The following is a 25,777-nucleotide window of genomic DNA, read 5'->3' on the forward strand; positions in this document are numbered from 1 at the left end:
TTTAAGCTAATGTTTTTTCAGGAATATTTCCACTCCCGCAGAGGAAGTTGACGCCGGCGTCAACCGGCGGGTGTGGCATGGCTCTTGGCGCGGGTGTCCGGCGCAGGCCATGGTGCGCGCCAAACGTCCCGGGGGCCTTCATGAGTTTCATCACCCGCCGCAAGGCCATCTTGCTGGTCCAGCCCGAAGGCGTCGGAAACCACCTGAAGCGCACCCTGGGGTGGCCGCACCTGATGGCGCTGGGGGTCGGCGCGATCGTCGGCACCGGCATCTACACCCTGACCGGCGTGGCCGCGGGCCTGGCCGGTCCGGCGGTGATCCTGTCGTTCGCGGCGGCGGGCCTGGTCTGCGCCTGCGCGGCGCTCTGCTATGCCGAGATGGCCTCGCTCAGCCCGCAGGCCGGCAGCGCCTACGCCTATTCCTACATGACGCTCGGCGAGCTGGTGGCCTGGATCGTGGGCTGGAGCCTGATCCTCGAATACACCCTGGTGTGCAGCGCGGTCTCGGTGGGCTGGGCGGGCTACGCCACCGGCCTGATCCATTCGGCGCATATCCCGATCCCGGAGAACCTGCTGGCCGGGCCGGACGCGGGCGGGCTGATGAACCTGCCGGCCATCTTCATCTCCCTGGTGGTCACGGGCATGCTGCTGGTGGGCACGCGCGAGAGCGCCACGGTCAATTTCATCCTGGTCTGCATCAAGATGGTGGCGCTGGGGATCTTCGTGGCCCTGACCTTGCCGCACTTCGACGCGGCCCATTTCCATCCCTTCGCGCCGCAGGGCTATGGCGCCCATGAGATCGACGGCAAGAAATATGGGGTGATGGGCGCCGCGGCGATCATCTTCTTCGCCTTCTACGGCTTCGACGCCATCTCCACGGCTTCCGAGGAGGCCAAGAACCCCAAGCGCGACCTGACCATCGGCATCGTGGGCTCGATGCTGCTGTGCACGATCATCTACATGGTGGTCGCCGCCTGCGCCCTGGGCGCCTCGCCCTACAGCGTTTTCTCCAAGGACGCCGCGCCGCTGGCCTTCGTGCTGAACCAGATCGGCCAGCCGCGGATGGCCTCGCTGATCGCCGGCGCCGCGGTGGTCGCCATGCCGACCGTGATCATGGTGATGATGTACGGCCAGAGCCGGGTGTTCTTCGCCATGGCCCGCGATGGCCTTTTGCCCACCGTGCTGTCGGCGGTGAACAAGCGCGGCGTGCCCGCCACGGTGACGATCATGACCGGCCTGATCTCGGCGGCGGTGGGCGGGATCATGCCGCTGTCGGAGATCGCATCCCTGGCCAATGCCGGCACGCTCTGCGCCTTCATCGCCACGGCGCTGGCGGTGATGGTGCTGCGCCGGCGCGCGCCGCAGCTGCCGCGGCCGTTCGCCACCCCGCTGGTCTGGCTGATCGGCCCGGCGGCGGTGCTGGGCTGCCTCTACCTGTTCACCAGCCTGTCGACCAAGACCATCGAGTTCTTCTTCGCCTGGAACGCCATCGGCGTGGTGGTCTATCTGCTGTTCGGCCGCACCGGCAGCCGACTGAGGGCGATCGACGAAGCCGTCGGCTCCTGAACGCGCGGGGTCTGTGCCAAGACGCCGCTTGGCCTGAGCGGCGCAACGGGTCTATCCGGAGACCCGACGAACGACTGTTTGACGCCGTGAGAGGAGCTGAGGCGTGGCGCAAGGGCCCGGATCAGGCGCGGGAAGGCCAGGCGGCGGCGGCCCGGGCGGCTTCGGCCGCAAGGGGCCCGACCTGACTGTCGGGCCGATCGGCAAGACGCTGATCAGCTTCGCCTTGCCGGTGCTGGGCTCCAACATCCTGCAGTCGCTGAACGCCACGGCCAACATGTTCTGGGTCAGCCGGGTGCTGGGCGAGAACGGCGTCACGGCCACCAACAACGCCAACCAGATCTTCTTCATGATGCTGGGCGCGGCCTTCGGCGTGACCATGGCGGCCAACATCCTGATCGGCCAGGCGATCGGCGCGAAGGACGAGGCCCTGGCCCACAAGGTGGTGGGCACGTCGATCACCTTCTTCGCCGTCATCTCGCTGATGGTGGGCGTGGCCGGCGGGATCCTGACGCCGAAGATCCTGATGGCCATGAAGACCCCGGCCGCGGCCCAGGTCGACGCGATCGCCTACCTGCGGGTGATCTTCGGCGCCATGCCGGCGATGTTCTTCTTCAACTTCGTGATGATGGCCCAGCGGGGCACGGGCGATTCCCGCACGCCCTTCTATTTCGCCCTGCTGCAAGTGGGCATGGACATCGTGCTCAACCCGCTGCTGCTGATGGGCCTGGGCCCGTTTCCGAAGATGGGGATCGCGGGGTCGGCCACCTCGACCCTGATCGCCCAGAGCGTGACGCTGACGATGATGGTGATCCACCTCTACCGCCAGCGCTCGATCCTGGTGCTGCGGCCGACCGACTGGCGCCTGCTGATCCCCGACTTCTCGATCATCAAGGCCTTGGTGGTGAAGGGCACGCCCATGGGCATCCAGATGATGGTCATCAGCCTGGCGGCGGTGACCATGCTGAGCTTCGTCAACCAGTACGGGGTGCACACCTCGGCGGCCTATGGCGCGGCCTCGCAGCTGTGGACCTATGTGCAGATGCCGGCCATGGCGCTGGGCGCGGCGGTCTCGTCCATGGCCGCCCAGAACGTCGGCGCGCGCAAGATGGACCGGGTCGAGCGGGTGGCGGGGATCGGGGCGCTCTACGCCATCCTGTTCACGGGCGTGCCGATCCTTTTGCTGGAGGCGCTGGACCCCTATGTCCTGCAGGCCTTCCTGCGCGCCGACAGCCCCTCGCTGCCGATCGCCGTGCATATCAACATGATCGCGCTCTGGGGCTTCATCCCCTTCGGCGTGGCCTTCATCCTCTCGGGCATCGTGCGCGCCACCGGGGCGGTCTGGCCGCCGCTGATCGGCATGATCGTCTCGCTGTGGGCCGTGCGCGTGCCGATCGCCAAGATTCTGGAGCCGCACCTCGGAGCCGACGCCATCTGGCTGGCCTTCCCGGCCGGCAGCCTCACCACGCTGACGCTGGGCGCCGGCTATTACTTCTGGAATGGCTGGGGCAGCTGGCGGCGCGCCCGGATGCTGGACCTGACGCCCAGCGCCGACGCGCCGGACACCGGCCTCGGCCAGCCGATGATGGACGAGAGCGAGGCGATCATCGGCGAAGAGGAGCGCGAGCTCGGCTTCGCCGCCGAAGGCGTCTCCGGCGCCTAGGCATGATGCCTAGGCCCGGCTCTCCATCAGGGCGGAATAGACCAGGGTCCGAAGCTCCCGGCGGATTGGCCAGGTGGTGGACGGCATGAGCTGGGTCATGAACACCACGGTGATGTGCTCCACCGGATCGACCCAGAAGGCGGTCGAGGCCGCGCCGCCCCAGTAGAACTCGCCCTTGGAGCAGGGGATCAGGGTCTTCGGCGGATCGAACACCACCGCAAAACCCAGGCCGAAGCCGATCCCGGCGAAGGTGCTCTCGGAGAACAGCGAGCGCGACAGCTCGGTCAGGTCGGCGCCGCCGGGCAGGTGGTTGGACGCCATCAGCCGCAGCGTCATGGGCGACAGGATGAGCGCCCCGTCCAACTCGCCGCCGTTGGCCAGCATGTTGGCGAAGCGCAGGTAGTCGGCGGTGGTCGAGACCAGCCCGCCGCCGCCGGATTCCATCGGCGGGGGCTTGAGGAACGCGCTGGTGGTCGGGTCATCGTTCAGGGTGAGCGCTGCGCCGGGCTTGGCCTGCAGGTTCATGGCGCCCTCGGCCGAGGCGCTGTAGCAGGCGACGAAGCGGTGGCGCTGGTCCTCGCGGACGAAGAAGCCGGTGTCGACCATCTTCAGGGGATCGAAGATGCGCTCCTTGAGAACCTGGCTGAGCGGCTTGCCGCAGAGCTTCTGCACCAGGTAGCCCACCACGTCGGTGGAGACCGAGTAGTTCCAGGCCTCGCCGGGCGAGAACTCCAGCGGCATCCTGGCGAGCTCGGCGATCATGCCCTCCAGGTCGCGGCCGCCGTGGGCGTTCTCGAGCTCGATCTTGCGGTAGGCGGCGTCGACGTTGGTGCGGCTCTGGAAGCCGTAGGTCAGGCCCGAGGTGTGGCGCATCAGGTCCACCACCTGCATCGGCCGCGCGCAGGGCGTGGCGAGGAACGGCCCGACGCCCGCCGAATAGACGCCGAGGTTGGCCCAGCTCGGGATGTGCTTGGCCACCGGGTCTTCCAGGGCGATCAGCCCTTCCTCGACCAGCATCATCAGGGCCACGCAGGTGATTGGCTTGGTCATGGAATAGATGCGGAAGACCGCGTCGTCGCGGAGCGGGGTCCCGCGCTCCACGTCGGCCAGGCCGATGGTGGCTTCGTAGGCGGTCTCCCCGTCGCGGGCGACGGCGATCTGGGCGCAGGGGATCTTGCCGGGGCCCACGTACTTCGACTGCATGTGGCGCTCGATCCGCGCCAGCCGCTCCTTCGAGAACCCCAGGTCCTTGGCCTTGCCCATACGCACGTCCTCCGCTGTTGCTCCCTCTTGCCCTTGCCTTCCGCCCGGTCGCAAGCGTCACCTCGCGTCAAAGGAGACCCTAATGGATACCGTGAGCACCGAGACCAGCGGCCGGACCCTGATCGTCACCATCGAGCGGCCGCAGGCCCGCAACGCCGTGGACGGGCCGACCGCGCGGGCGCTCTACGACGCCTTCAAGGCCTTCGACGCCGACGAGGCCCTGGACGTCGCCATCCTGCAGGGCCGCGATGGGGCGTTCTGCGCGGGCGCGGACCTGAAGGGCGTGGCCGAGGGGCGCGGCAACCCGGTGCATCGCGACGGCGACCTGGGCCCGATGGGCGTGACGCGGCTTTCGCTCGGCAAGCCGGTGATCGCCGCCGTCGAGGGCCACGCGGTGGCCGGCGGGCTGGAGGTGGCCTGCTGGTGCGACCTGCGCGTGGCGGCCGAGGGCGCGGTGTTCGGGGTGTTCTGCAGGCGGTGGGGCGTGCCGTTGATCGACCTCGGCACCGTGCGCCTGCCGCGGCTGATCGGAGCGTCGCGGGCCATGGACCTGATCCTCACCGGCCGCCCGGTGTCGGCGGAAGAGGCCCACGTTATCGGCCTCGCCAACTATCTCGCACCCAAGGGCGGGGCGCTGGACAAGGCCCTGGAGATCGCCGGTCGCCTGTCGGCCTTCCCGCAGCTCTGCATGAGGAACGACCGGCGCTCGGCGATCGGCCAGTGGGCGCTGGACTGGGACCAGGCGACGGCCGCCGAGATCGCGCTCGGGATGGAGACCCTGCGCTCCGGCCAGAGCCAGGAAGGCGCCGCGCGCTTCGCGGCTGGCGAGGGGCGCGGCGGGGCGTTCTAGAGCGACGTTGCGTCACTCGAACAGCCGTTTGATAATGGCTCGACGCTCAATCCATACTCATAATTCGAAAAACCGAGCGCTTGGGAGATAAACCATGGCCTGGGATTTTGAGACCGATCCGGCGTTCCAGAAGAAGCTCGACTGGATCGAAGAGTTCATGGCCGAGGAGGTCGAGCCGCTCTCGCACCTGGGCATGGCGGCGTTCAGTTCGTTGGGCCGCGAGAAGTTCATCAAGCCGCTGCAGGAGAAGGTGAAGGCCCAGAAGCTGTGGGCCTGCCACCTGGGCCCGGAGCTCGGCGGCCAGGGCTACGGCCAGCTGAAGCTCGGGCTGATGAACGAGAAGCTGGGCCGCAACGCGCTGGCCCCCACCGTCTTCGGCTGCCAGGCGCCGGACTCAGGCAATGCCGAGATCATCGCCCACTACGGCACCGACGCCCAGAAGGCGAAGTACCTCTGGCCGCTCTTGAACGGCGAGATCCGCTCGGCCTTTTCCATGAGCGAGCCCACCGGCGGCTCCGACCCCTTGACCTTCAAGACCCGCGCGGTGCTCGACGGCGAGGAGTGGGTGATCAACGGGGAGAAGTGGTTCTCCACCAACGCGCGATATTCCAAGGTGCTGGTGCTCTATGCGGTCACCGACCCGGACGCCAAGGACCCTTACAGGCGCACCTCGATCTTCCTGGTGCCCACCGACACGCCCGGTGTGGAGATCATCCGCAACGTGGGCGTGGGCGCCGGCGGGGACATCGGCGGCGGCAACGAGGGCTATGTCCGCTACAACAATGTGCGCCTGCCCTATGACGCGCTGCTGGGCGAGCGCGGCGCGGCCTTCGTGATCGCCCAGGTGCGCCTGGGCGGCGGGCGCGTGCACCACGCCATGCGCACGGTTGGCGCCTGCAAGAACGCGCTCGAGCTGATGTGCAAGCGCGCGGTCTCGCGCACCACCCGCGACGGCAAGCTCGCCGACCTGCAGATGGTCCAGGCCGACATCGCCGATTCCTGGATCCAGCTGGAAAGCTTCCGCCTGATGGTGCTGCGCACCGCCTGGCTGATCGACAAGCACCAGGACTACCAGATGGTCCGCAAGGACATCGCCGCCATCAAGGTAATGATGCCCAAGGTCTACAACGACATCGCCACCAAGGCCGCCCACCTGCACGGCGCGCTGGGTGTCTCCAACGAGATGCCGTTCATGCACATGGTGACCTCATCGCTGGTGATGGGCATCGCCGACGGGCCGACCGAGGTGCACAAGGTCACGCTCGCCAAGCAGGTCCTGAAGGACTACGCGCCCGACAACGACCTCTTCCCGGCCTACCACATCCCCAAGCTGCGCGAGGCGGCGCAGGAGAAGTACGCCAAGGAACTGGCCGCGCTGAAGGCCGCCTACGCCGAGCGGCGGGAGACGACGCGGGTCTAGACACGCGCCATCATTTACTTAGGTGTCATCCCGGAAGCCGCGCCAGCGGCTGTCGGGGACCCATGGACTCGGCGGCTCAAGGCGTGATGCAGCGTCGACACCGCGATCCGTTCTGCGATGCGGAGCGTATGGGTCCCGGTCTTCGCGTGCCGCGAAACCGGGATGACAGTCGTGTTTGGAGTGAAGGTGTGAGCAACAATTCCTGGCCCGTGATGTCCATCGCCGAGGCGCACGCCCAACTCACCGCGCCCGGCCAGCGGTTCGAGATCGTCGAGACGCCGATCCGCGGGATCGTGACCAGGGTCTGGAAGAACGCGCCGCCGACGCTCCGCGACATCTTCCTCAACGCCCGGACATTCCCCGAGCGCGAGGCGCTGGTCTACGAGGACGAGCGCGCCACCTACGAAGCCTTCGCCCGCGCCACGCTCGCGCTGGCCCACCAGCTCCAGGCCGATGGGGTGCAGAAGGGCGACCGGATCGCGATCATCATGCGCAACCTGCCGGAATGGCCGGTGGCCTTCTTCGCCGGCGTGCTGGTCGGCGCGATCGTCACGCCGCTGAACGCCTGGTGGACCGGGCCGGAGCTGGAGTACGGCCTGGCCGATTCCGGGACCAAGGTCGCCATTGTCGACGACGAGCGCCTGGGCCGCACCGGCGAATATCTGGATGGGCTGACCGGCCTGGAGAAGGTCTACGCCGCACGCCTGGCCGACGCCCCGGCCCACGCCAAGGTGCACGCCCTCGAAGACGTCATAGGGAAGGTGAACGGCTGGGCGGCCCTGCCCGAGCGGCCGCTGCCGGATGTGGCGCTGGACCCCGAGGACGACGCCACCATCCTCTACACCTCCGGCACCACCGGGAAGCCGAAGGGCGCGCTCGGGACGCACCGCAACATGACCTCGAACGTCGGCGCGGGCGGCATCTCGGCGACGCGCAACTTCCTGCGCGCCGGCCAGCCCCTGCCGGAGAGCGATCCGCACAAGCTGCCGCAGCGGGTGACGCTCTTGGTGGTGCCGTTCTTCCACGCCACCGGCCTGTCGGCCACGCTCGGCCCGACCATGAACGCCGGCGGCAAGATCGTGCTGATGCGTCGCTGGGACGCCGAGCCGGCCATGCGCCTCATCGAACGCGAGAAGGTGATGTCCACCGGCGGGGTGCCGACCATCGCCTGGCAGCTGATCGAGCATCCGGCGCGGGCCAAGTACGACCTGTCGTCCCTGGTCAGTGTGACCTATGGCGGCGCGCCGTCCGCGCCGGAACTGGTGCGGCGCATCGCCGAGATCTTCCCGGGTTCGCAGCCCGGCAACGGCTGGGGCATGACCGAGACCACCGCCACCTTCACAAGCCACCTCGGCAAGGACTACGAGAACCGCCCCGACAGCGCCGGGCCGGCCGCCCCGGTGGGCGAGATGCAGGTGCGCGATCCGGCCGACGGCAAGACGGTGTTGCCGGCGGGCGCGCTCGGCGAGCTGTGGGTCAAGGGCCCGCAGGTGGTGAAGGGCTATTGGAACAAGCCTGAGGCCACCGCCGAGACCTTCGTCGATGGCTGGCTGCGCACCGGCGACCTGGCCCGCATCGACGAGGAAGGCTTCCTGTTCATCATCGACCGGGCCAAGGACATGCTGATCCGCGGCGGCGAGAACATCTACAGCGTGGAGGTGGAGAACGCCCTCTACGAGCATCCGGCGGTGATGGACGCCGCCATCGTCGGCATCCCGCACAAGACCCTCGGTGAAGAGCCGGGCGCCATCGTCCACCTGAAACCGGGCGCGTCGGCGACAGAGCCGGAGCTGCGCCAGTGGGTGCGCGCCCGGCTTGCGGCTTTCAAGGTTCCGGTGAAGGTGGTCTTCTGGCCGGAGACCCTGCCGCGCAACGCCAACGGCAAGATCATCAAGACGCAGCTGAAGTCGGTGTTCGCCGGCGAGACGGAAGCGGCATGAGCAGGGCGCAATGAGCGGGGCGGTATGAGTTCGGGCGTCCTCATCGTCGGCATCGGCGGCACGCCGCGGTCGGGCTCGTCCACCGAGCGCGCGCTGGTCCATGCGCTGTCAGTCGCCGAAGGAGCTGGCGCGCGGACCCGGCTGTTCGGCGGCGAATTCCTGGAGCGGCTGCCGCACTTCAACCCCGGTCCGGCCGGCCCCAGCACCGAGCAGGCCGAGCTGGCCAAGGCCGTTTGCCAGGCCGACGGGATCATCCTGGCGACGCCCGGCTACCACGGCTCGCTGAGCGGGGTGGTGAAGAACGCGCTCGACACCCTGGAGCTGACCCGCGACGACGCGCGGCCCTATTTCCACGGGCTGCCGGTGGGGATCATCATCACCGCCGACGGCGCCCAGGCGGGCGGCACGACCTTGATGGCGGTGCGCGGCATCATACATGCCATGCGGGGTTGGCCGACGCCCTACGGCGCCGCGCTCAACGCCGCCAGGCTGTTCGACGAGGCGGGCGCCTTCCGCGAAGCCCGCGACGCGGGCCAGGTCGCCACCGTCGCCGACCAGGTGATGGAGTTCGCCCAGATGCGTCGCGCACAAACCGGCGCCAAGGCGTCGGTCTAGAAAGGGAAAGGCATGAAGCGCCCCTATCTGGTCGGAAGTGAAGGCCGCCCGCCGATCGACGACAGCCTCACCTCGGCCATCAGCCCCATCGAGGACATCATCGAGGACGCCCGCAACGGGCGGCCCTACATCCTGGTGGACGCCGAGGACCGGGAGAACGAGGGCGACGTCATCATCCCCGCCCAGTTCGCCACGCCCGAGCTCATCAACTTCATGGCCAAGCACGCCCGCGGCCTGATCTGCCTGTCGATCACCGCCGAGCGGGCGCGCCAGCTTCGCCTGCCGCCCATGGCCAGCGACAACCAGTCGGGCCACGGCACCGCCTTCACCGTCTCCATCGAGGCGCGCGAGGGGGTGACCACCGGCATCTCCGCCCACGACCGGGCGCACACCGTCGCGGTCGCGGTCGATCCGACCAAGGGCCCCGATGACATCGTCTCGCCCGGCCACGTCTTCCCGCTGGTGGCGCGCGACGGCGGCGTGCTGGTCCGCGCCGGCCACACCGAAGCCGCCGTCGACATCAGCCGTATGGCGGGCCTGAACCCCGCGGGCGTGATCTGCGAGATCATGCGCGATGACGGGACCATGGCGCGCCTGCCCGATCTGGTCGCTTTTGCACAGCTGCACGGGCTGAAGATCGGCGCCATAGCCGACCTGATCGCCTACCGCCGCCGCACCGAGCGGCAGGTGGAGCGGGTGCTGGAGACGCCGTTCGACTCGTCCTTCGGCGGCCGCTTCCGGATGGTGGTCTACCGCAACATCCTGGACGGCACCGAACACGTGGTGCTGACCCGGGGCAAGATCGACCCGGACAAGCCGACCCTGGTGCGCATGCACCGTGTGGACATGGCCGCCGACATGCTGGGCCATGTGGAGGCCAGGCGCGACTATGTGCCCAAGGCCCTGCAGGCCATCGCCGACTACGACGGGGCCGGCGTGGCGGTGTTCATCCGCGACTCCAATCCGGCGTGGCTGTCCGAGCGCTACGGCAGCCCGGACCTGAACCAGACCGAGAACGTGCTGCGCGACTATGGCGTGGGCGCCCAGATCCTCATCGACCTCGGCGTGCGCGACATCTGCCTGCTCACCTCGTCCAAGACCGTGCTGCCGGGCTCCGGCGGCTATGGCCTGCGCATCCTGGATCGGCGGCCGCTGGACTGACGCCGCTCGGCGGATCGCGGTCGCGCGGCGCGCGAAGCGTCTGGACCTGGTCCCCTGGTTTGCTATCGACGTTCGCTGGGGTGGGGCCGGGCGCGGCTGCGCGTTTGCGCCGCAAGCCCTCGCCATTGAGGCCGGTTCGCCGTTCTCGTAAGGAATTGAAAGGGATGGGTTAGGTTAGAGAGACCGTATGCCGTCCGAATTCTTCCCGAATCCGAGCCTGCCTGAACTGGACCCCTCGCTCCGGTCGGGCGCGCTCGCCCAGGCGGCTCCCGATCCGTTCCCGGCGCTGGACCCCTCCGCCCTGACGGTGTCGGTGAGCGGCGGCCCCACTGGCCCGGCCTTCTTCCTGGACGCCGATTCCCGCGACGAGATCGCGGCCAACGGCAAGAACAGCCTGACCATCGACGAGGCGGCCAGCCAGATCGTGCGCGGTGAGCCCGGCTGGTCGGCGGCGCTTGGCCAGCCCTTCACCGTCACCTACGCCTTCCGCGCCGACGCCCCGGCCCAGATGCCGGACGACACGGCGGGGTTCTCGGAATTCAACGCGGCCCAGATCGACCAGGCCCAGCTGGCGATCCAGGCCTGGTCGGACGTGGCCAACATCAAGTTCGTGCGCGTGGGGACCGGCGACGCCGGACCGGCGGCCTATTCCGACAACGCCACCATCCTGTTCGGCGACTATTCCAGCGGCGAGGACGGCGCGGCGGCCTTCGCCAACTTCCCCGGCAGCACCAGCGCGCTCGCGGCGGACGGCGACGTCTGGGTCAATTCGACCCTGAGCTACAACAGCGACCCGACGGTCGGGAACTACGGCGGCCAGGTGCTGGTGCATGAGATCGGCCATACCATCGGCCTGGCGCATCCCAGCGACTACAACGCCGAGGCCAACGTCACCCTGACCTATGCGACGGACGCCAGCTATTATGAGGACGACCGCCAGTACACGGTGATGAGCTATTTCAGCGAGGCCAACACCGGGGCGGACTTCGGTGGCCTCTATTCGGCCGCGCCCCTGCTGGACGACATCGCCGCGGCCCAGCTCGAATACGGGGCCAACATGGCCACCCGCACCGGGGACACGGTCTACGGCTTCAATTCGAACACCGGCGAGCCCTGGTACACGATCACCGGCAGCTTCCAGAAGGCGGTGTTCGCCGTTTGGGACGCCGGCGGCAACGACACCCTGGACTTCTCCGGCTACGGCCAGGCCCAGACCATCGACCTGCGGGCCGGCTTCTTCTCCAGCGTCGGCGGCCTGACCGGCAATGTGGCGATCGCCGAGAACGTCACGGTGGAGAACGCCATCGGCGGCTCCGGCGCGGACTCCATCGTCGGCAACGACGCCGCCAATTCGATCAGCGGCGGCGCGGGCGACGATACGGTCACCGCCGGGGCCGGCGCCGACACCGTCAACGGCGGGTCCGGGACCAGCTACCTGCGTGGCGAGGACGGCGACGATTCCATCCAGGGCGGCGCGGGCTTCGACGACATCAACGGCAACAAGGGCAATGACACGGTCGACGGCGGGACCGGCGGCCACGACTGGCTGGTGGGCGGCCAGGGCGACGACGTGCTCGTCGCCCACCAGAGCGACGTGGTCTGGGGCAACCTGGGCAACGACACCCTGCATGGCGGGTCGAGCGCCGACCAGGTCCGCGGCGGCCAGGGCGACGACAGCATCGCCGGCGGCGCGGGCGACGAATTCATCTCAGGCGACCGCGGCAACGACACCGAGAGCGGCGGCGGCGGGGCGGACACCTTCCACTCCAGCCAGGACGCCGGGATCGACCGGATCCTCGACTTCAGCCAGGCCCAGGGCGACCGGGTGCAGCTCGATCCCGGCACGACCTACACCCTGAGCCAGGTGGGCGCGGACACGGTGGTCGACATGGGGGGCGGCAACCAGGTGATCCTGGTGGGCGTCCAGCTCTCCACTCTGAAGGACGGCTGGATCTTCGAAGGGTGAGGCAGCGCCCCACGGGCGGGCGGTGCGATAATCCCGTTTCCTAAGTCGCGGGAACGGCCTATAGATTTCGCCTCACCGCCCGGCCGAAAGGCCGGGCGCCTTCATTTCCGAGACCTGGCAACTCCCGCGCCGGGAACGACAGAGAACCAAGACGATGAGCACCGATATCCTGATGCCGAAGGCGACCGCCGTCTGGCTGGTCGACAACACCTCGCTCACCTTCGAGCAGATCGCCGACTTCTGCGGCCTGCATCCGTTGGAGGTGCGCGGCATCGCCGACGGCGAGGTGGCGCGCGACATCCGCGGCGCCGACCCGATCGCCAACGGCCAGCTCTCCCGCGAGGAGCTGGACGCGGCCGAGAAGAACGACAAGCACAAGCTGGTGGCGCTGAAGAGCCGCCACGCCGAGTACCTGAAGCCGCAGAAGAAGGCGCCGCGCTACACCCCGGTGTCGCGCCGCCAGGACCGGCCGGACGCCATCGCCTGGTTCCTGCGCAACCACCCGGAAGTGGCCGACAGCCAGGTCGCGCGCCTGCTCGGCACCACCAAGGCCACCATCGACCAGGTGCGCAACCGCACCCACTGGAACTCGACCAACATCAAGCCGGTGGACCCGGTGACGCTCGGCCTCTCCAGCCAGCTCGAGCTGGACGCGGTGGTCAAGAAGGCCGCCGAGAAGAAGGCGCGCGACGACAAGCGCAAGGGCATCGTCGAGCCGGAAGGCCCGACCCTGATGCCGGCGTCGGAGACCGGCGTGGTCGAGGCGGAGGAAGAGCCCGCCTATGCGCATGCGGAGCCCACCGCCGAGGCGGTGTTCGCCCACCACGACGATGAGCACGACGAGGATTAGGACGCTTCCGCCCTCTCCCCGCGGGGAGGGCGATCTGTTGGAAAGGCGCGAGCCGAGCGGGGCCGACGGGTCCAGTCGTCGGAACGGGCCCTAGGCCCGCGCTTCCCCGCTCCGGCCGCTCGCGCGGCCTGTCCCTGCCCCTTGGGGAAGGGAATCCCTAGTGCATCTGCCCGCGCAGGGCTTCCATCTCTTCCTTCAGCTTCAGCTTCTGTCGCTTGAGTTCCCTAAGCCTGATGTCGTCCGCCGCGGGTCTGCTCATCTCGTCCTGGATCTGCGCTTCCAGGGCTTGGTGACGGGATCCGAGCTCGCGGATCCGGGCTTCCAACGCCATGACCGATGGCCTCCTTGCTGTTGGAGTGATCAGTGAACACCCGCTATGAGCGGCTGTCAGATCACATATGGTTGCAACGGGGCGCGGGCGCCCGTTTTGAGGCCAGGACCCCTATGGCGAAGGCGGAACGGCAAAGGCTGGTGGTCGGTGTCTCCGGCGCATCCGGGATCGCCTACGGCCTGCGCGCGCTCGACGCCTGCCGCGAACTGGGGATCGAATCGCACCTGGTGATGAGCAAGGCCGCGGCCCTGACGCTGGCCCATGAGACCAGCCTCCCGGTGGCCGAGGTGAACGCCAAGGCCGACGTGGTCCACAAGGTGGGCGACATCGGCGCCTCGATCGCGTCGGGCTCTTTCCGCACGCTCGGCATGATCGTGGCGCCCTGTTCGGTGCGGACCATGAGCGAGATCGCCACCGGGGTGACCTCTTCTCTGCTCAGCCGCGCCGCCGACGTGACCCTGAAGGAGCGCCGGCCCCTGGTGCTGATGGTCCGCGAGAGCCCGCTGCACCTGGGCCACCTGCGCACCCTGGTCCGCCTGGCCGAGATGGGCGCGGTGATCGCCCCGCCGATGCCGGCCTTCTACGCCCAGCCCTCGGGCCTCGACGCCATGGTCGACCAGTCGGTGGGCCGCGCGCTCGACCTCTTCGGACTGTCATGGACTCCGGTTCGGCGCTGGGGCGAGGACGTCGGTCCCCTTGGGGGTCCTGTCGCCGGCGATGGCGTGACGGAGGTCTGAGCGCATGGGGCTCTGGGACTGGACGCTGGAGGCCTATGCGCGGCCGGGGGCCCCTGAGGCCTGCCTGGCGCTGCAGGACGACCACGGCCAGAACACGCCCCTGCTGCTCTGGGCGGTGTGGGCCGAGACCGACGACGCCGGCCGGCTGGCCCGCGCGGCCGACCTGGCGCGCCGCTGGGATGGCGTGGCCGTAACCCCCCTCCGTGCCGTCCGCCGCGCCCTGAAGCCCACCTTCGAAGGCGTCGCCGACGAGGCGCGCGAGGGACTGCGGGAAGACGTGAAGGCCGCCGAGCTTCGCGCCGAACGGGTGCTGCTGGAAACCCTCGAGGCGCTCGGCGGGGCCCCCGGCGGGACGCCGGCGCTGGCGGCGCTCAGGGCGGCGTCGCGGGCCTGGGGCGCGCCAGCGCCCGATGACGCCCTGGCTGCGCTCGCCGCGGCCCTGGGTTAGGATCGCTGCGCCGATGAACGACGACGAAGACACCCTGCACGCCCGGCTGAGCGACCTGCGCCAGGACCACGCGGACCTGGACGCGGCGGTGGCGGCGATCTCGTCGCTGCCCATGCCCGACATGCTGCTGATCGCGCGGCTGAAGCGCAAGAAGCTGGCCCTGAAGGACGAGATCGCCCGCATCGAGGACCAGCTCAACCCCGACATCATCGCCTAGATGGCCTTTTCCCCTTGCGGGAGAAGGTGTCGGCCGAAGGCTGACGGATGAGGGGTCTCTCGTCGCCCTCGGGTCGCGGCGGACATTTCTATCGACCCCTCATCCGACCTGCTCCGCAGGCCACCTTCTCCCGCAAGGGGAGAAGGCCTATTCAGCCCGCCCGCCGATCGCGCTTCCTGGCGAACATCGCCTGGTCGGCCTGGCTGACCAGGGCTTCGGGTTCGGCCTCGGCGGTGATCTCGCGCACGCCCCAGGAAATGTGCAGCGGCGCCGACCACTCGCCGAACTTCAGCGGCTCGGCCTCGATGGCCCGGGCCAGGGCTGCGGCCTTGGCCTCGGCGGTCTGCTGGTCGGCCTGCACCAGGATCACGGCGAACTCGTCGCCGCCCATGCGCCCGACGATGTCGCTTTCGCGCACCTGGGCGGTGAGCCGTTCGGCCACCGCCTTCAGCGCCGCGTCGCCCGCGGCGTGGCCTAGCCGGTCGTTGACCCCCTTCAGGTCGTCCAGGTCGATGTAGACCAGGCTGGCGGGAGAGCCGTAGCGCTGGGCGAAGGTCTTGATGCGCCCCAGTTCGCGTACGAAGGCGCGGCGGTTGAGCAGGGGCGTCAGCGCGTCGCGGTCGGCCAGGTCCTCGGCTTCGGTGAGGCGGCGCTTCAGCCGGCCGACCTCGCCGCGCAGGTCGTCGATTTCCGAAAGCAGGGCCTGGATCGCCGCCTTCACCGCCGGCGTCATCTCCACCTCGGCGATGCCCAGGAAGGCGGCGGAATCCACCGGCTCGGCGGAGGGAAGCTGCGCCCCGGCCTGGACCAGGGCGCGTCGTCGCATGGCCGAGAAGGGTTCGTTGCGAGCGCCGGTGATCTTCATCGGTTCAATCCTGGTCCGGGCCGATCCTGCTTCAGATGAGGGCCGGTCGCGGGGGTGGAATCGCGGACGCTACAATCGTTAACGCGAATCTAGCCGTCCTCGGTTGCCCCTGCAAAGTCGGCGCCTATACTCCGCGCCCTTCACGCAGGGGGTCGGATCGACATGAGCGCCGCGTCAGCGCCCGTCGCCATCATCATGGGCAGCCGCTCGGACTGGCCCATCCTGAGGCACGCCGCCGAGATGCTGGAGGCCCTGGGGGTGGCCTATGAGGCCAAGGTGGTCTCCGCCCACCGCACGCCGGACCGGATGTACAGCTTCGCCAAGGGCGCCAAGGCGGCGGGCTTCAAGGTGATCATCGCCGCGGCCGGCGGCGCGGCCCACCTGCCGGGCATGACCGCTTCGCTCACCGAGCTTCCGGTGCTGGGCGTGCCGATCGAAACCAAGGCGCTGAAGGGCATGGACAGCCTGCTGTCCATCGTCCAGATGCCGGCCGGCATCCCGGTGGGGACGCTGGCCATCGGCGAGGCCGGGGCCAAGAACGCCGGACTGATGGCGGCCAAGATCCTGGCGCTCAGCGATGCGGGCGTGGCGGCCCGGCTGGAAGCCTTCACCGCCGGCCAGACCGCCAGCATCCCCGAGACGGTCGAGGACGCGTGAGCCCGCCCAGCTTTCCCCTCGCGCCAGGCTCGACGATCGGCGTCCTGGGTGGCGGCCAGCTCGGCCGCATGCTGATCGAAGCGGCCTCGCGCCTGGGCTTCGATGTGGCGGTGCTGGAGCGCGAGGCCGACAGCCCGGCGGGCCGGGTCGCAGCCAGGCTGATCGTCGGCGCCTACGACGACGAGGCCGCGCTGGAGAAGCTTTCCGCCGCCACCAGCCTGGTCACCTATGAGTTCGAGAACGTGCCGGCCGCCTCGGTGTCCTGGCTGGCGGCGCGCGGCGTCGAGGTCGCGCCCGGCCCGCGCGCGCTCGCCGTCGCCCAGGACCGCTTCGAGGAGAAGTGCTTCCTGAACGCCCACGGCGCGCCGACTGTGGCCTTCGCGCCGGCTTCCACGGCCGAGGAAGCCGCCCAGGCGGTCGCCGCCGTCGGCGTGCCGGCGCTGATGAAGACCCGTCGCGAGGGCTATGACGGCAAGGGCCAGCGCTGGGTGGAGCACGCGGGCGACGCCGCGGCGGCCTTCGAGGCCCTGGGCTCGGTCCCGGTGATCGTCGAGGCGGCCTGCGACTTCGTGCGCGAGCTGTCGGTGATCGCCGCGCGCGGCCGCGATGGAGCCACCGCCGTCTATCCCCTGGCCGAGAACCACCACGAGGGCGGCATCCTGCGCCGCTCCATCGCGCCTGCGCGGGCGAGCCAGGCCTTGACCGAGCAGGCCGAGCGCATCGCCGCGCGCGTGCTGGGCGGCCTCGACTACGTGGGCGTGATCGGCATCGAGCTCTTCGAGCTCGCCGACGGCCGCCTGCTGGTCAACGAGTTCGCCCCCCGGGTCCACAACTCCGGCCACTGGACCCAGGACGGCTGCGAGGTCGACCAGTTCGAACAGCACATCCGCGCCGTCGCCGGCTGGCCGCTGGGGCCGACCCACGCCATCGCCCAGGTGGAGATGCTGAACCTGCTGGGCGACGAGGCCGACGCCTGGCCCCGCTACGCGGCCGAGCCCGAGACCCGCATCCATCTCTACGGCAAGCGCGACGCCAAGCCCGGCCGCAAGATGGGGCACGTGAACCGGGTGCGGCCGCTTTAGAATTTCCTTCTCCCGCAGGGCGAAGGTGTCAGCTGTAGCGCATCTTCCCCAAGGCCGCGGCGGCCCCGTCCAGGAACTTCGACGGCTTCAGCCGGGTCGTCGCCTTCCATTTCTCGAAGGCCATGACGTTGGCGATGCGGCGGTCGGTGAAGGCCAGCGCCGCCTCGCGGCCGGAGGCCAGGCGGATGGCGAGCGCGCCGGTCAGGATGCCGGCCAGCAGCGCGCGCTTGGTGTAGTGGTTCTCGTCGGTGGCGGTATCGCCCGCCCAGCGCCAGAGAACATCGGCGCTCTCCCAGGCCAGGCGTGCGCCCAGCGCCGCGTTCGGCGGCAGCACCAGGAAGCCGGTAAGGCGGCGCACGGCCGCCTCGTCCTCGGTCGCCGCGTTCAGCCGGGCCTCGACGCCGCGGGCGATGCGCTCGCGGATTTTCAGGCTCTTGGGGTCGAGCTTGGCGAGCGCCGCCATGGCGCGGGCGTCGTGCCGCCGCGAGAGCAGGGCGGCGAGGTCGGCCGGGCCGTGCGGCAGCAACAACTCGGTCTCGCCGGCCGAGAGCCCGCAGGCCGCGCCGGCCCGGGTCGCCAACCGCGCGGTCCAACCCTCGTCGGCGACCCGCTTCAGCGCCGCGTCCAGCACCTGTTGCTCGGTGGTTTCGGCCCAATCCGGGACGTCGGCGATCGGGTCAGCTTTGGCCATGGCCCACCTTACGCCACCTTCCTGGCCCAGAGAAAACCCGTCTCGGCGGCGTGGACATCGCAGGCCTCTTCTGCTATCTCGCCGCGCTCAGTCCCGAAGGCCCCGCCTCCGGGGCGCATTTCTTTTGATCCGCTCGCCGCCGCCCCCGACGCTAGGGAGCCAGGGGGCCGGGCGGGAACGGTCAACAGGAGAGAGTCCTCTGGTTCAGATTTTCGTCCGCGACAACAACGTCGATCAGGCCCTGAAGGCGCTGAAGAAGAAGATGCAGCGCGAGGGCTCGTTCCGCGAGATGAAGCGGCACGTCCACTACGAAAAGCCCTCGGAAAAGCGCGCCCGCCAGAAGGCGGAAGCCGTGCGCCGGGCCCGCAAGCTGGCCCGCAAGCGCGCCCAGCGCGAGGGCCTGATCGCGGCGCCGAAGAAGCCGGCGGGCCGGTAAACAGTGAATAGAGCGCTCGGTAGCGCTTAATTCATTGAATTCATGCCTATCTAGGGGCCGCGTCCTTGAGGCGCGGCCCTTCGTATTTGGGGTGCGTAACGGGTCTGAAGCGCGGTGTTCGGTCGCGCGGCGCCCGCTCAACTGGTGAAACGGGCCCAAGGCTCCTATTTTAGGGGCTCCCGGCCCCAAGCCCTACCTGAGGCGGTCCTTACCGATGAACCTTCGCAATCTCGCCATCTGGGGCGTCATCGTCGTCGTCCTGATCGGACTCTATTCGATGGTCACCGGCGGCGGCTCCAAGTCCGCGACCGCCAGCGAGATCACCTATTCGCAGATGCTCGGCAAGATAAACGCCGGCCAGGTGAAGACCGCTGAGATCAGCGGCCCCAAGGTGCTGGTCACCGACAACGCCAACAAGCCCTACACGACCACCACGCCGAACAACCAGGACGACATCGTCCGGCGGCTGGAGAGCCAGGGCGTCAACATCACGGTGAAGCCGCAGGGCCAGCCGACCATCATGAGCCTGCTGTTCCAGGTGCTGCCGGTGCTGCTGCTGATCGGTGTCTGGATCTTCTTCATGCGCCAGATGCAGGGCGGCGCCCGCGGCGCCATGGGCTTCGGCAAGTCCAAGGCCAAGCTGCTCACCGAGAACAAGAACCGCGTCACCTTCGAAGACGTGGCCGGCGTGGAGGAGGCCAAGGAAGAGGTCGTCGAGATCGTCGACTTCCTGAAGGACCCGCAGAAGTTCCAGCGCCTGGGCGGCAAGATCCCCAAGGGCGCGCTGCTGATCGGCCCGCCCGGCACCGGCAAGACCCTGCTGGCCCGCGCGATCGCGGGTGAGGCGGGCGTGCCGTTCTTCACGATTTCGGGCTCGGACTTCGTCGAGATGTTCGTGGGCGTCGGCGCGAGCCGCGTGCGCGACATGTTCGAACAGGCCAAGAAGAACGCGCCCTGCATCATCTTCATCGACGAAATCGACGCCGTCGGCCGCCACCGTGGCGCGGGCCTGGGCGGCGGCAACGACGAGCGCGAGCAGACCCTGAACCAGCTGCTGGTGGAGATGGACGGCTTCGAGGCCAACGAAGGCATCATCCTGATCGCCGCCACCAACCGTCCCGACGTGCTGGACCCGGCGCTGCTGCGTCCCGGCCGCTTCGACCGCCAGGTCGTGGTGCCGAACCCCGACATCAACGGCCGCGAACGCATCCTGCGCGTCCACATGAAGAACGTGCCCCTGGCCGCCGACGTGGAGGTGAAGGTCATCGCCCGCGGCACCCCGGGCTTCTCCGGCGCGGACCTGTCGAACCTGGTCAACGAGGCCGCCCTGATGGCCGCGCGGCGGAACCGCCGCATGGTCACCATGCGCGACTTCGAGGACGCCAAGGACAAGGTGATGATGGGCTCGGAGCGCCGCTCCATGGTCATGACCGAGGACGAGAAGAAGCTCACCGCCTATCACGAGGGCGGCCACGCCCTGGTGGCGCTGAACGTCCCGGCCACCGATCCGGTGCACAAGGCCACCATCATCCCGCGCGGCCGCGCGCTCGGCATGGTGATGCAGCTGCCGGAGCGCGACACCTTCTCGATGTCCTTCGAGCAGATGACCTCGCGCCTCTCGATCCTGTTCGGCGGCCGCGTCGCCGAGGAGATCATCTTCGGCAAGGACAAGGTGACCTCCGGCGCCTCGTCCGACATCGCCCAGGCCACCAAGCTGGCCCGCGCCATGGTCACCAAGTGGGGCTTCTCCGACCTGCTGGGCGCCGTGGAGTATGGCGAGAACCAGGAAGAGGTGTTCCTGGGCCACTCGGTGGCGCGCAACCAGAACGTCTCGGAAGACACCGCCAAGCTGATCGACCAGGAAGTCAAACGCCTGGTGCGCGCCGGCGAGGAGGAGGCGCGGCGCATCCTGACCACCAAGATCGACGACCTGCACACGCTCGCCAAGGCGCTGCTCGAATACGAGACCCTGTCCGGCGACGAGATCGTCAATGCGCTGAAGGGCGTTCCCCCGAACCGCGACGACCTGGAGACCAAGCGCCCCGCCGGGCCGGCGGTCGCCGTGCCGATCTCGCCGAAGCCCGAGCCCGCGTAGGGCGCGAGCTCAGACCAGAGACAAAGGGCGGCTCCGGCGACGGAGCCGCCCTTTTCCGTTATGCAGGCGCTGGATGACCCCGCCTACCAGTCCGCCAGCCGCCGCAAGGCCCGTCCGGGTGATGGGCGTGGTCAACATGACGCCGGACAGCTTTTCGGACGCCGGCCAGTTCGACAGTCCCGAAGCCGCGCTGGCGCACGCCCTGTGGCTGGTGGCCGAGGGCGCCGACATGGTGGACGTGGGCGGCGAGTCCACCCGTCCGGGCGCGACCCCGGTGTCGCAGGCGCAAGAGCTGGACCGCGTCATCCCGCTGATCCGCGCCCTGCGCGCGCAGAGCTCGGTCCCGATCTCGATCGACACCATGAAGCCCGCCGTGGCGCGCGCGGCGGTCGCGGCCGGGGCCACCATCTGGAACGACGTCACCGCGCTTCGCCACGCGCCCGACAGCCTTGCGACCGCCGCCGAACTCGGTTGCGAGGTGGTGCTGATGCATATGCAGGGCGAGCCTGGGACCATGCAGGCCGAGCCGCACTATGACGACGTGGCGGGCGAGGTGACGGCCTTCCTGGCGCGCCGGGCGGAAGACGCCATCGCCGCCGGTGTTGCGCCGGAGAAGATCTGGCTCGATCCCGGCGTCGGCTTCGGCAAGCACATGATCCGCCACAACCTGCCGCTCCTGAAGAACCTCGACCGCATCGTGGCCCTGGGGTTCCCGGTGCTGCTGGGCGTCAGCCGCAAGAGCTTCATCGGGGCGGTGGCGGGCGGCCCCGTCCCGGCCGACCAACGGCTGGGCGGCTCCATCGCCGGCGCGCTCGTGGGCGCGGCGGCCGGCGTGGCGGCGGTGCGGGTCCACGACGTGCGCGAGACGGTCCAGGCGCTGCGCGTCTGGCGGGCGATCGAAGAGGCTTAGGCCAGGCGTCAGGCCCTGGCGCGGCGCAGCAGGGCCTTCAGCCCGCCGGTCTGGCCGCTCTGCAGCAGGCTGGAGCGGAACAGGCGGCTGATAAACACCATCTCGACCCCGATGAAGGCCGCCAGCAGGACGCCGGAGCCCACGATCTCCCAGGTCGGGACTCCACCGCCCAGCCGGGCCATCATGGCGAAGGGCGCGTAGATCGGCACCCAGGACAGGATGCGCGGCAACGGCCCGTCCGGGTTGAGCAGCACCGACTGGGCGATGATCACGAAGGGAATGGTGATCAACAGGATCAGCGGCGTCAGATAGGCCTGGGCGTCGCGCATGGAATCGCTGACCGCGCCCACCGCCAGGAACAGGATCGAGATCGCCAGGTAGCCGGCCAGGAAATAGTAGAGCAGGGCGGCGATCACGCCGGGCGAGCTCACCGATTCCAGGGCGGGACGCAGGAAGTCGGCGATGGCGCCCTGCATCGAAAAGGCGACCCCGATGGCGAAGATCATCCAGGCGCCGACCATCACCAGGCCCACGCCCAGCACCCCGATCAGCTTGCCGAACAGCAGGTCGTCCGGCGTCACGCAGGCCAGCACCGATTCCAGCAGCCGGTTCGACCGCTCCTCGATCAGTCCCTGCAGCATCCACGAGCCGGACATCATGATCGCCAAAAGCAGCAGATAGGCCAGCGCCAGGGGCAGGGCCGAATGCAGGATCACCCGCTCGCGGCTGCCGCCCTCGGGTGGGGCGCGGAAGGTGATCGGCGCGCGCACGGCCTGGATGCGGGCGAGCGCGGCCGGATCGATGCCCGAGGCCTTCAGCGCATCGGCCCGCTGGATCGCGGTCAGTTCCTGGCGCACGGAATCCACCAGCATCGGCCGCGGCGTCCCGTCCGTGAAGAAGCGCGCGGCCACCTTCGGCGCGCCATAGTCGGCGGGGATGTAGACGCCCAGCCCGATCTTGCGGGGCCCCACCGGGGTCGGGACGTCGCGCTTGAGTTGGGGCGCGAGCGACTGGCCAAAGGCGTCGGGGCCCTTGTCCGTCACCAGCCCGGCCGGCGGCGGCACCGGGATGACGCCGGGCTTCGGCGGTTTGAAGTCCGGCGCGCCGGCCGGCTTCAGCCGGGCGAGTTCGGCCTGGGCGGCCTTCAGTCCGCCGGCCGCCTCGAAGGCCGCGACGTCGGCGGGGGTGAACAAGCGCGGGCCGTCAGCCCAGACGTCGCCGGCGCCTTCGCTTCTCAGGCTTTGGGGCGGGATCTTCCACTTCTGGGCATACTCGCCCAGATCGCTCAGGGCCTCCTGGTCGCGGTCGAAGGTGAAGCGCTGCTGGATCGCCGCCTGGTAGCGGCCGGTCGCGTCCACGACCACCACCGCGATGCCGGGCGGCGGCTGGATCAGCCGTGTCGAGATCTGGCTGATGAGGATGGCAGCCGGCATCAGCAGCATGGTCAGCCAGAAGCTGCGCGTGCTGATGATCTGGCGGAATTCCCGAAGGGCGACGAGCAGCTTGGCGTTCATGCCGCCACCTCGGCGGGCTGGGCCGGCGCTTCGCCGACCAGGTGCAGGAAGATCTCGTGCAGGCTGGCGCGGTGGATGTCGAAGCGTCGCAGCGCGAAGCCGCGGCTGGTGCAGGCCTCGAGCAGGGCGCCGGCGTCGCCGCCCGGGGCGAGCGCGATCGCCCAGTCGGTCCAGCCGTCGCGCGGCCCGCCCCCTTTTCCGGCGTTCAGGGCCTCGGCGCTCTTGACGCCCGGCAGGCTGCGCGGGTCGTCGCGCGCGGTGAGCGTGAGGCGGGTGGGCAGCTCGGCGCGGGCCGCGTCCTGGTCGCCCTGGAAAACCTTGCGGCCCCTGGCCACCAGCAGCAGCCGGTCGCACAGCCGCTCGGCGTGCTGCATCACGTGGGTGGAAAAGATCACTGTCGCCCCGGCCCGCGCCCGCTCCAGCACCAGCTCCTCCAGCACCGCCTGGTTCACCGGGTCGAGGCCCGTGAAGGGCTCGTCGAGGATGATCAGGCGCGGCGAGGTCACCAGGGCGGCGGCCAGCTGCACCTTCTGGGCCATGCCCTTGGAAAGCTGTTCCACCTTGCGCGCGGCGGCGGCCGCGAGGCCGAAACGGTCGAGCAGGCTCCGCGCGGAGGCCTCGGCGTCGCGCGCGGTCATCCCCTTCAGCCGCCCGAAATAGACCACGGTCTCCACCGCGGTCATCTGGCGATAGAGGCCGCGCTCCTCCGGCAGGAAGCCGATCTCCCCGCCGCCGCGCTGGCCGGGCGGGCGGCCCAGCACCTCGAGCGTCCCGCTGGTCGGCCGCAGGATGTCGAGCGCCATGCGCAGCGTGGTGGTCTTGCCCGCGCCATTGGCGCCCAGGAAGCCGAAGATCCCGCCCTCGGGAACATCGAAGGAAAGCTCGTCGACCGCCGTGAAGGCGTCGAACCGCTTGGTCACCCGATCGAGGGCCAGGACCGCCATCGCACTTCCCCTTGAGGTGCGAGCACTCAACTCCAATTTGCGGAGCGGGCCAAGGCCATCAAAATCCACCTCAAAATGCGACCTGAGACCCCACCTCCGACCTGCTCCGCAGGGATGGTCTCCTCCCACAGGGAGAGGAGGGCGCGACTTGCAATTCAATTTCCTAGGTCGCGGCGAGGTCCGTGTAGAGCCTGGCCAGTTCGCGTTCGCGCTCGGCCCGCCAGGGCGTGGTCACGCCGTCCGCCGCGCCCGCCAGGCCTTCCAGGTGGGTGTGCCAGCCGGCGGCGGCATTCTTCAGCGGCGGGGCGGTGAGGTTGGTCTGCACCAGCGTCAGGCGGCAGCCGTCGCCGTCGGGCTCCAGCGTCCAGCGGACCACCGAGTCCGGATGCTGCTCGTGCGGCCAGGTCCAGGCCAGCACCCGGGGCGGATCGAGCTCGGTGATGACCCCGGCCATCCGGTAGTCGTGGGTGTCCCAGTGGAGCGAGAACCGGCCGCCGACGCGCAGGTCGATCTCGGCCTTCGCCAGCCAGTCGGCCAGGCGCTCGGGGACGGTGAGCGCCGCCCAGACCTTGGCCACGGGCCGCGCGAGGCGGCGCATGAAGGTGATCTCATAGGTCGCGCCTGTGCGCCGCACCTCACCGCGGGTGTCGTTCAACAGAAGGGTCATGCGGGCATCTCCGGATAGCGTTGGGCCAGCGCCTGCTCGCGCGCGACCTTGGTCTCCCAGGGCGTCGCGCGGCCCTCGATGGCGGCGGGCAGGGCTTCCAGGTGGGCGTGCCAGCCGGCGCGGACGCCGCCGTCACGCGCCCCGTCGCGGCTCAGGCCCGAGTGGGTGAGCGTAAGCGTGCAGCCGCCGCCGTCCACCGCCAGGTCGAAGCGCACCAGGGTGTCGCGTTCTCCGATGGTCCAGACCCAGGCCAGCGCCCGCGGCGGGTCGCAGACGGTGATCTGCATCTCCGCCTGGTGCATGCCCTTGTTCCAGTTCAGCCGGATCGCGCCGCCGACCCGCAGGTCGACCTGGGCGTCGGCGAACCAGTCGGCGAGCCGTTCGGGGACGGTCAGCGCCGCCCAGACCTTTTCGATCGATTGCCGATAGCGGCGGCGGAAGACCAGTTGCAGGGCGTCTGCGGCCTCGGTGACCACGCCGTCCGGCGCGTCGCTCAGCAGCGGTTCTGTCATGGTGCTCATTGCTCTTTCTCCAGATGCCCCTCCAGGGCGTCGAGGCGGTCGGCCCAGAAGGAACGGAAGGGTTTCAGCCAGGCGTCCAGGGCGGCCAGTTCGTCGGGCTCCAGGCGGTAGAGCCGGCGCTGGCCGTCGGGCCGCACGCTGACCAGGCCAGCCTCGCGCAGCAGTTTCAGGTGCTTGGAGACCCCGGGTTGCGAAAGCCCCATGGCCTCCACCAGGTCGCCGGCCGGCCGTTCGCCCACGCGCAGCAGGTCCAGGATGCGGCGGCGATTGGGCTCGGCGATGGCTTCGAACGGGGTCATGCGGATCATATGCATATGTAGAAATATAACTGTCAAGCGATATGTATGGCGCCGTCGAATCCGCTACCCATGG

Annotated in this window: 26 protein-coding genes; 17 read left to right on the forward strand and 9 right to left on the reverse strand. The window is 69.4% G+C overall.

Annotated elements, in window-relative coordinates; genetic code table 11:
• Positions 1 to 140: 140 nt before the first annotated feature.
• Positions 141 to 1,565: an amino acid permease gene (locus VGL85_RS14445; protein WP_331589654.1), complete on the forward strand. Its 1,425-nt coding sequence runs from the start codon at positions 141 to 143 to the stop codon at positions 1,563 to 1,565.
• Between the two features lie 103 nt (positions 1,566 to 1,668).
• Entirely contained in the window at positions 1,669 to 3,225 is a 1,557-nt protein-coding gene (locus VGL85_RS14450) for an MATE family efflux transporter (RefSeq protein ID WP_331589655.1), read from the forward strand.
• A 9-nt stretch (positions 3,226 to 3,234) separates the two neighbouring features.
• Here the strand turns inward: VGL85_RS14450 and VGL85_RS14455 are convergent, their stop codons facing one another.
• A complete protein-coding gene (locus VGL85_RS14455; RefSeq protein ID WP_331589656.1) occupies positions 3,235 to 4,488 on the reverse strand; it encodes a serine hydrolase domain-containing protein in 1,254 nt (417 codons plus the stop codon).
• 82 nt (positions 4,489 to 4,570) lie between these two features.
• Here VGL85_RS14455 and VGL85_RS14460 point away from each other — a divergent pair, with 82 nt between their 5' ends.
• The 7 genes from VGL85_RS14460 (at position 4,571) to VGL85_RS14490 (ending at position 13,290) form a co-directional block, all read left to right on the forward strand.
• Positions 4,571 to 5,338 carry a crotonase/enoyl-CoA hydratase family protein gene (locus VGL85_RS14460; protein WP_331589657.1) on the forward strand — a complete coding sequence of 256 codons (768 nt, stop codon included), beginning with the start codon at positions 4,571 to 4,573 and terminating at the stop codon, positions 5,336 to 5,338.
• Positions 5,339 to 5,432: 94 nt separating this feature from the next.
• Positions 5,433 to 6,758, forward strand: coding sequence for an acyl-CoA dehydrogenase family protein (locus VGL85_RS14465; RefSeq protein WP_331589658.1), 1,326 nt, complete (start codon positions 5,433 to 5,435; stop codon positions 6,756 to 6,758).
• A gap of 212 nt (positions 6,759 to 6,970) precedes the next feature.
• The gene (locus VGL85_RS14470; RefSeq protein WP_331589733.1) at positions 6,971 to 8,698 is read left to right on the forward strand and encodes a class I adenylate-forming enzyme family protein; all 1,728 of its coding nucleotides are present in this window, start codon (positions 6,971 to 6,973) and stop codon (positions 8,696 to 8,698) included.
• Between the two features lie 24 nt (positions 8,699 to 8,722).
• Positions 8,723 to 9,313 carry an NAD(P)H-dependent oxidoreductase gene (locus VGL85_RS14475; protein ID WP_331589659.1) on the forward strand — a complete coding sequence of 197 codons (591 nt, stop codon included), beginning with the start codon at positions 8,723 to 8,725 and terminating at the stop codon, positions 9,311 to 9,313.
• Between the two features lie 12 nt (positions 9,314 to 9,325).
• Positions 9,326 to 10,474, forward strand: coding sequence for a 3,4-dihydroxy-2-butanone-4-phosphate synthase (gene ribB / locus VGL85_RS14480; protein ID WP_331589660.1), 1,149 nt, complete (start codon positions 9,326 to 9,328; stop codon positions 10,472 to 10,474).
• A 187-nt stretch (positions 10,475 to 10,661) separates the two neighbouring features.
• On the forward strand, positions 10,662 to 12,440 hold the full coding sequence (locus tag VGL85_RS14485) for a M10 family metallopeptidase C-terminal domain-containing protein (RefSeq protein ID WP_331589661.1): 1,779 nt from the start codon (positions 10,662 to 10,664) through the stop codon (positions 12,438 to 12,440).
• A 154-nt stretch (positions 12,441 to 12,594) separates the two neighbouring features.
• Positions 12,595 to 13,290 carry a DUF1013 domain-containing protein gene (locus VGL85_RS14490; RefSeq protein WP_331589662.1) on the forward strand — a complete coding sequence of 232 codons (696 nt, stop codon included), beginning with the start codon at positions 12,595 to 12,597 and terminating at the stop codon, positions 13,288 to 13,290.
• Positions 13,291 to 13,447: 157 nt separating this feature from the next.
• On the opposite strand, the gene VGL85_RS14495 is transcribed toward VGL85_RS14490, so the two are convergent.
• Complete coding sequence (locus VGL85_RS14495; protein WP_331589663.1) at positions 13,448 to 13,621, reverse strand: YdcH family protein; 174 nt, start codon at positions 13,619 to 13,621, stop codon at positions 13,448 to 13,450.
• Positions 13,622 to 13,734: 113 nt separating this feature from the next.
• Between VGL85_RS14495 and VGL85_RS14500 the strand changes: the two genes are divergently transcribed.
• Genes VGL85_RS14500 through VGL85_RS14510 form a run of 3 tightly spaced genes read left to right on the forward strand, consistent with a single transcriptional unit; the run spans position 13,735 to position 15,023 of the window.
• Positions 13,735 to 14,358, forward strand: a complete 624-nt coding sequence (locus VGL85_RS14500; protein WP_331589664.1) for a UbiX family flavin prenyltransferase — start codon at positions 13,735 to 13,737, stop codon at positions 14,356 to 14,358.
• A gap of 4 nt (positions 14,359 to 14,362) precedes the next feature.
• Positions 14,363 to 14,806 (forward strand): TIGR02444 family protein, encoded by a 444-nt coding sequence (locus VGL85_RS14505; protein WP_331589665.1) that lies wholly within the window; start codon positions 14,363 to 14,365, stop codon positions 14,804 to 14,806.
• A gap of 13 nt (positions 14,807 to 14,819) precedes the next feature.
• Entirely contained in the window at positions 14,820 to 15,023 is a 204-nt protein-coding gene (locus VGL85_RS14510; RefSeq protein ID WP_331589667.1) for a YdcH family protein, read from the forward strand.
• Between the two features lie 151 nt (positions 15,024 to 15,174).
• Here the strand turns inward: VGL85_RS14510 and VGL85_RS14515 are convergent, their stop codons facing one another.
• Positions 15,175 to 15,888: a diguanylate cyclase gene (locus tag VGL85_RS14515; RefSeq protein WP_331589668.1), complete on the reverse strand. Its 714-nt coding sequence runs from the start codon at positions 15,886 to 15,888 to the stop codon at positions 15,175 to 15,177.
• 162 nt (positions 15,889 to 16,050) lie between these two features.
• Between VGL85_RS14515 and purE the strand changes: the two genes are divergently transcribed.
• Both purE and VGL85_RS14525 read left to right on the forward strand, forming a co-directional pair.
• A complete protein-coding gene (gene purE, locus VGL85_RS14520) occupies positions 16,051 to 16,545 on the forward strand; it encodes a 5-(carboxyamino)imidazole ribonucleotide mutase (RefSeq protein WP_331589669.1) in 495 nt (164 codons plus the stop codon).
• The gene (locus VGL85_RS14525; protein ID WP_331589670.1) at positions 16,542 to 17,627 is read left to right on the forward strand and encodes a 5-(carboxyamino)imidazole ribonucleotide synthase; all 1,086 of its coding nucleotides are present in this window, start codon (positions 16,542 to 16,544) and stop codon (positions 17,625 to 17,627) included. Before purE ends, VGL85_RS14525 begins: the two co-directional genes overlap by 4 nt.
• A 28-nt stretch (positions 17,628 to 17,655) precedes the next feature.
• On the opposite strand, the gene VGL85_RS14530 is transcribed toward VGL85_RS14525, so the two are convergent.
• Entirely contained in the window at positions 17,656 to 18,318 is a 663-nt protein-coding gene (locus tag VGL85_RS14530; RefSeq protein WP_331589671.1) for a COQ9 family protein, read from the reverse strand.
• 199 nt (positions 18,319 to 18,517) lie between these two features.
• Between VGL85_RS14530 and rpsU the strand changes: the two genes are divergently transcribed.
• From rpsU to folP, 3 genes are all read left to right on the forward strand, one after another.
• Positions 18,518 to 18,754, forward strand: a complete 237-nt coding sequence (gene rpsU, locus VGL85_RS14535; protein WP_331589734.1) for a 30S ribosomal protein S21 — start codon at positions 18,518 to 18,520, stop codon at positions 18,752 to 18,754.
• 214 nt (positions 18,755 to 18,968) lie between these two features.
• Positions 18,969 to 20,849, forward strand: a complete 1,881-nt coding sequence (gene ftsH, locus VGL85_RS14540; protein WP_331589672.1) for an ATP-dependent zinc metalloprotease FtsH — start codon at positions 18,969 to 18,971, stop codon at positions 20,847 to 20,849.
• A 73-nt stretch (positions 20,850 to 20,922) separates the two neighbouring features.
• Positions 20,923 to 21,759, forward strand: a complete 837-nt coding sequence (gene folP / locus VGL85_RS14545) for a dihydropteroate synthase (protein WP_331589673.1) — start codon at positions 20,923 to 20,925, stop codon at positions 21,757 to 21,759.
• Positions 21,760 to 21,767: 8 nt separating this feature from the next.
• Here folP and VGL85_RS14550 read toward each other — a convergent pair whose 3' ends face one another.
• The 5 genes from VGL85_RS14550 to VGL85_RS14570 form a co-directional block, all read right to left on the reverse strand.
• On the reverse strand, positions 21,768 to 23,273 hold the full coding sequence (locus VGL85_RS14550; protein WP_331589674.1) for an ABC transporter permease: 1,506 nt from the start codon (positions 23,271 to 23,273) through the stop codon (positions 21,768 to 21,770).
• Entirely contained in the window at positions 23,270 to 24,217 is a 948-nt protein-coding gene (locus VGL85_RS14555) for an ABC transporter ATP-binding protein (RefSeq protein ID WP_331589675.1), read from the reverse strand. Before VGL85_RS14555 ends, VGL85_RS14550 begins: the two co-directional genes overlap by 4 nt.
• A gap of 163 nt (positions 24,218 to 24,380) precedes the next feature.
• Entirely contained in the window at positions 24,381 to 24,884 is a 504-nt protein-coding gene (locus VGL85_RS14560) for an SRPBCC family protein (protein ID WP_331589676.1), read from the reverse strand.
• A complete protein-coding gene (locus VGL85_RS14565) occupies positions 24,881 to 25,405 on the reverse strand; it encodes an SRPBCC family protein (RefSeq protein ID WP_331589677.1) in 525 nt (174 codons plus the stop codon). The genes VGL85_RS14560 and VGL85_RS14565 overlap by 4 nt, the downstream gene beginning before the upstream one ends.
• Positions 25,402 to 25,704, reverse strand: coding sequence for a metalloregulator ArsR/SmtB family transcription factor (locus VGL85_RS14570; protein WP_331589678.1), 303 nt, complete (start codon positions 25,702 to 25,704; stop codon positions 25,402 to 25,404). The genes VGL85_RS14565 and VGL85_RS14570 overlap by 4 nt, the downstream gene beginning before the upstream one ends.
• Positions 25,705 to 25,777: the final 73 nt, after the last annotated feature.

It is taken from the genome of Phenylobacterium sp., assembly GCF_036501465.1.
Classification (GTDB): domain Bacteria; phylum Pseudomonadota; class Alphaproteobacteria; order Caulobacterales; family Caulobacteraceae; genus Phenylobacterium.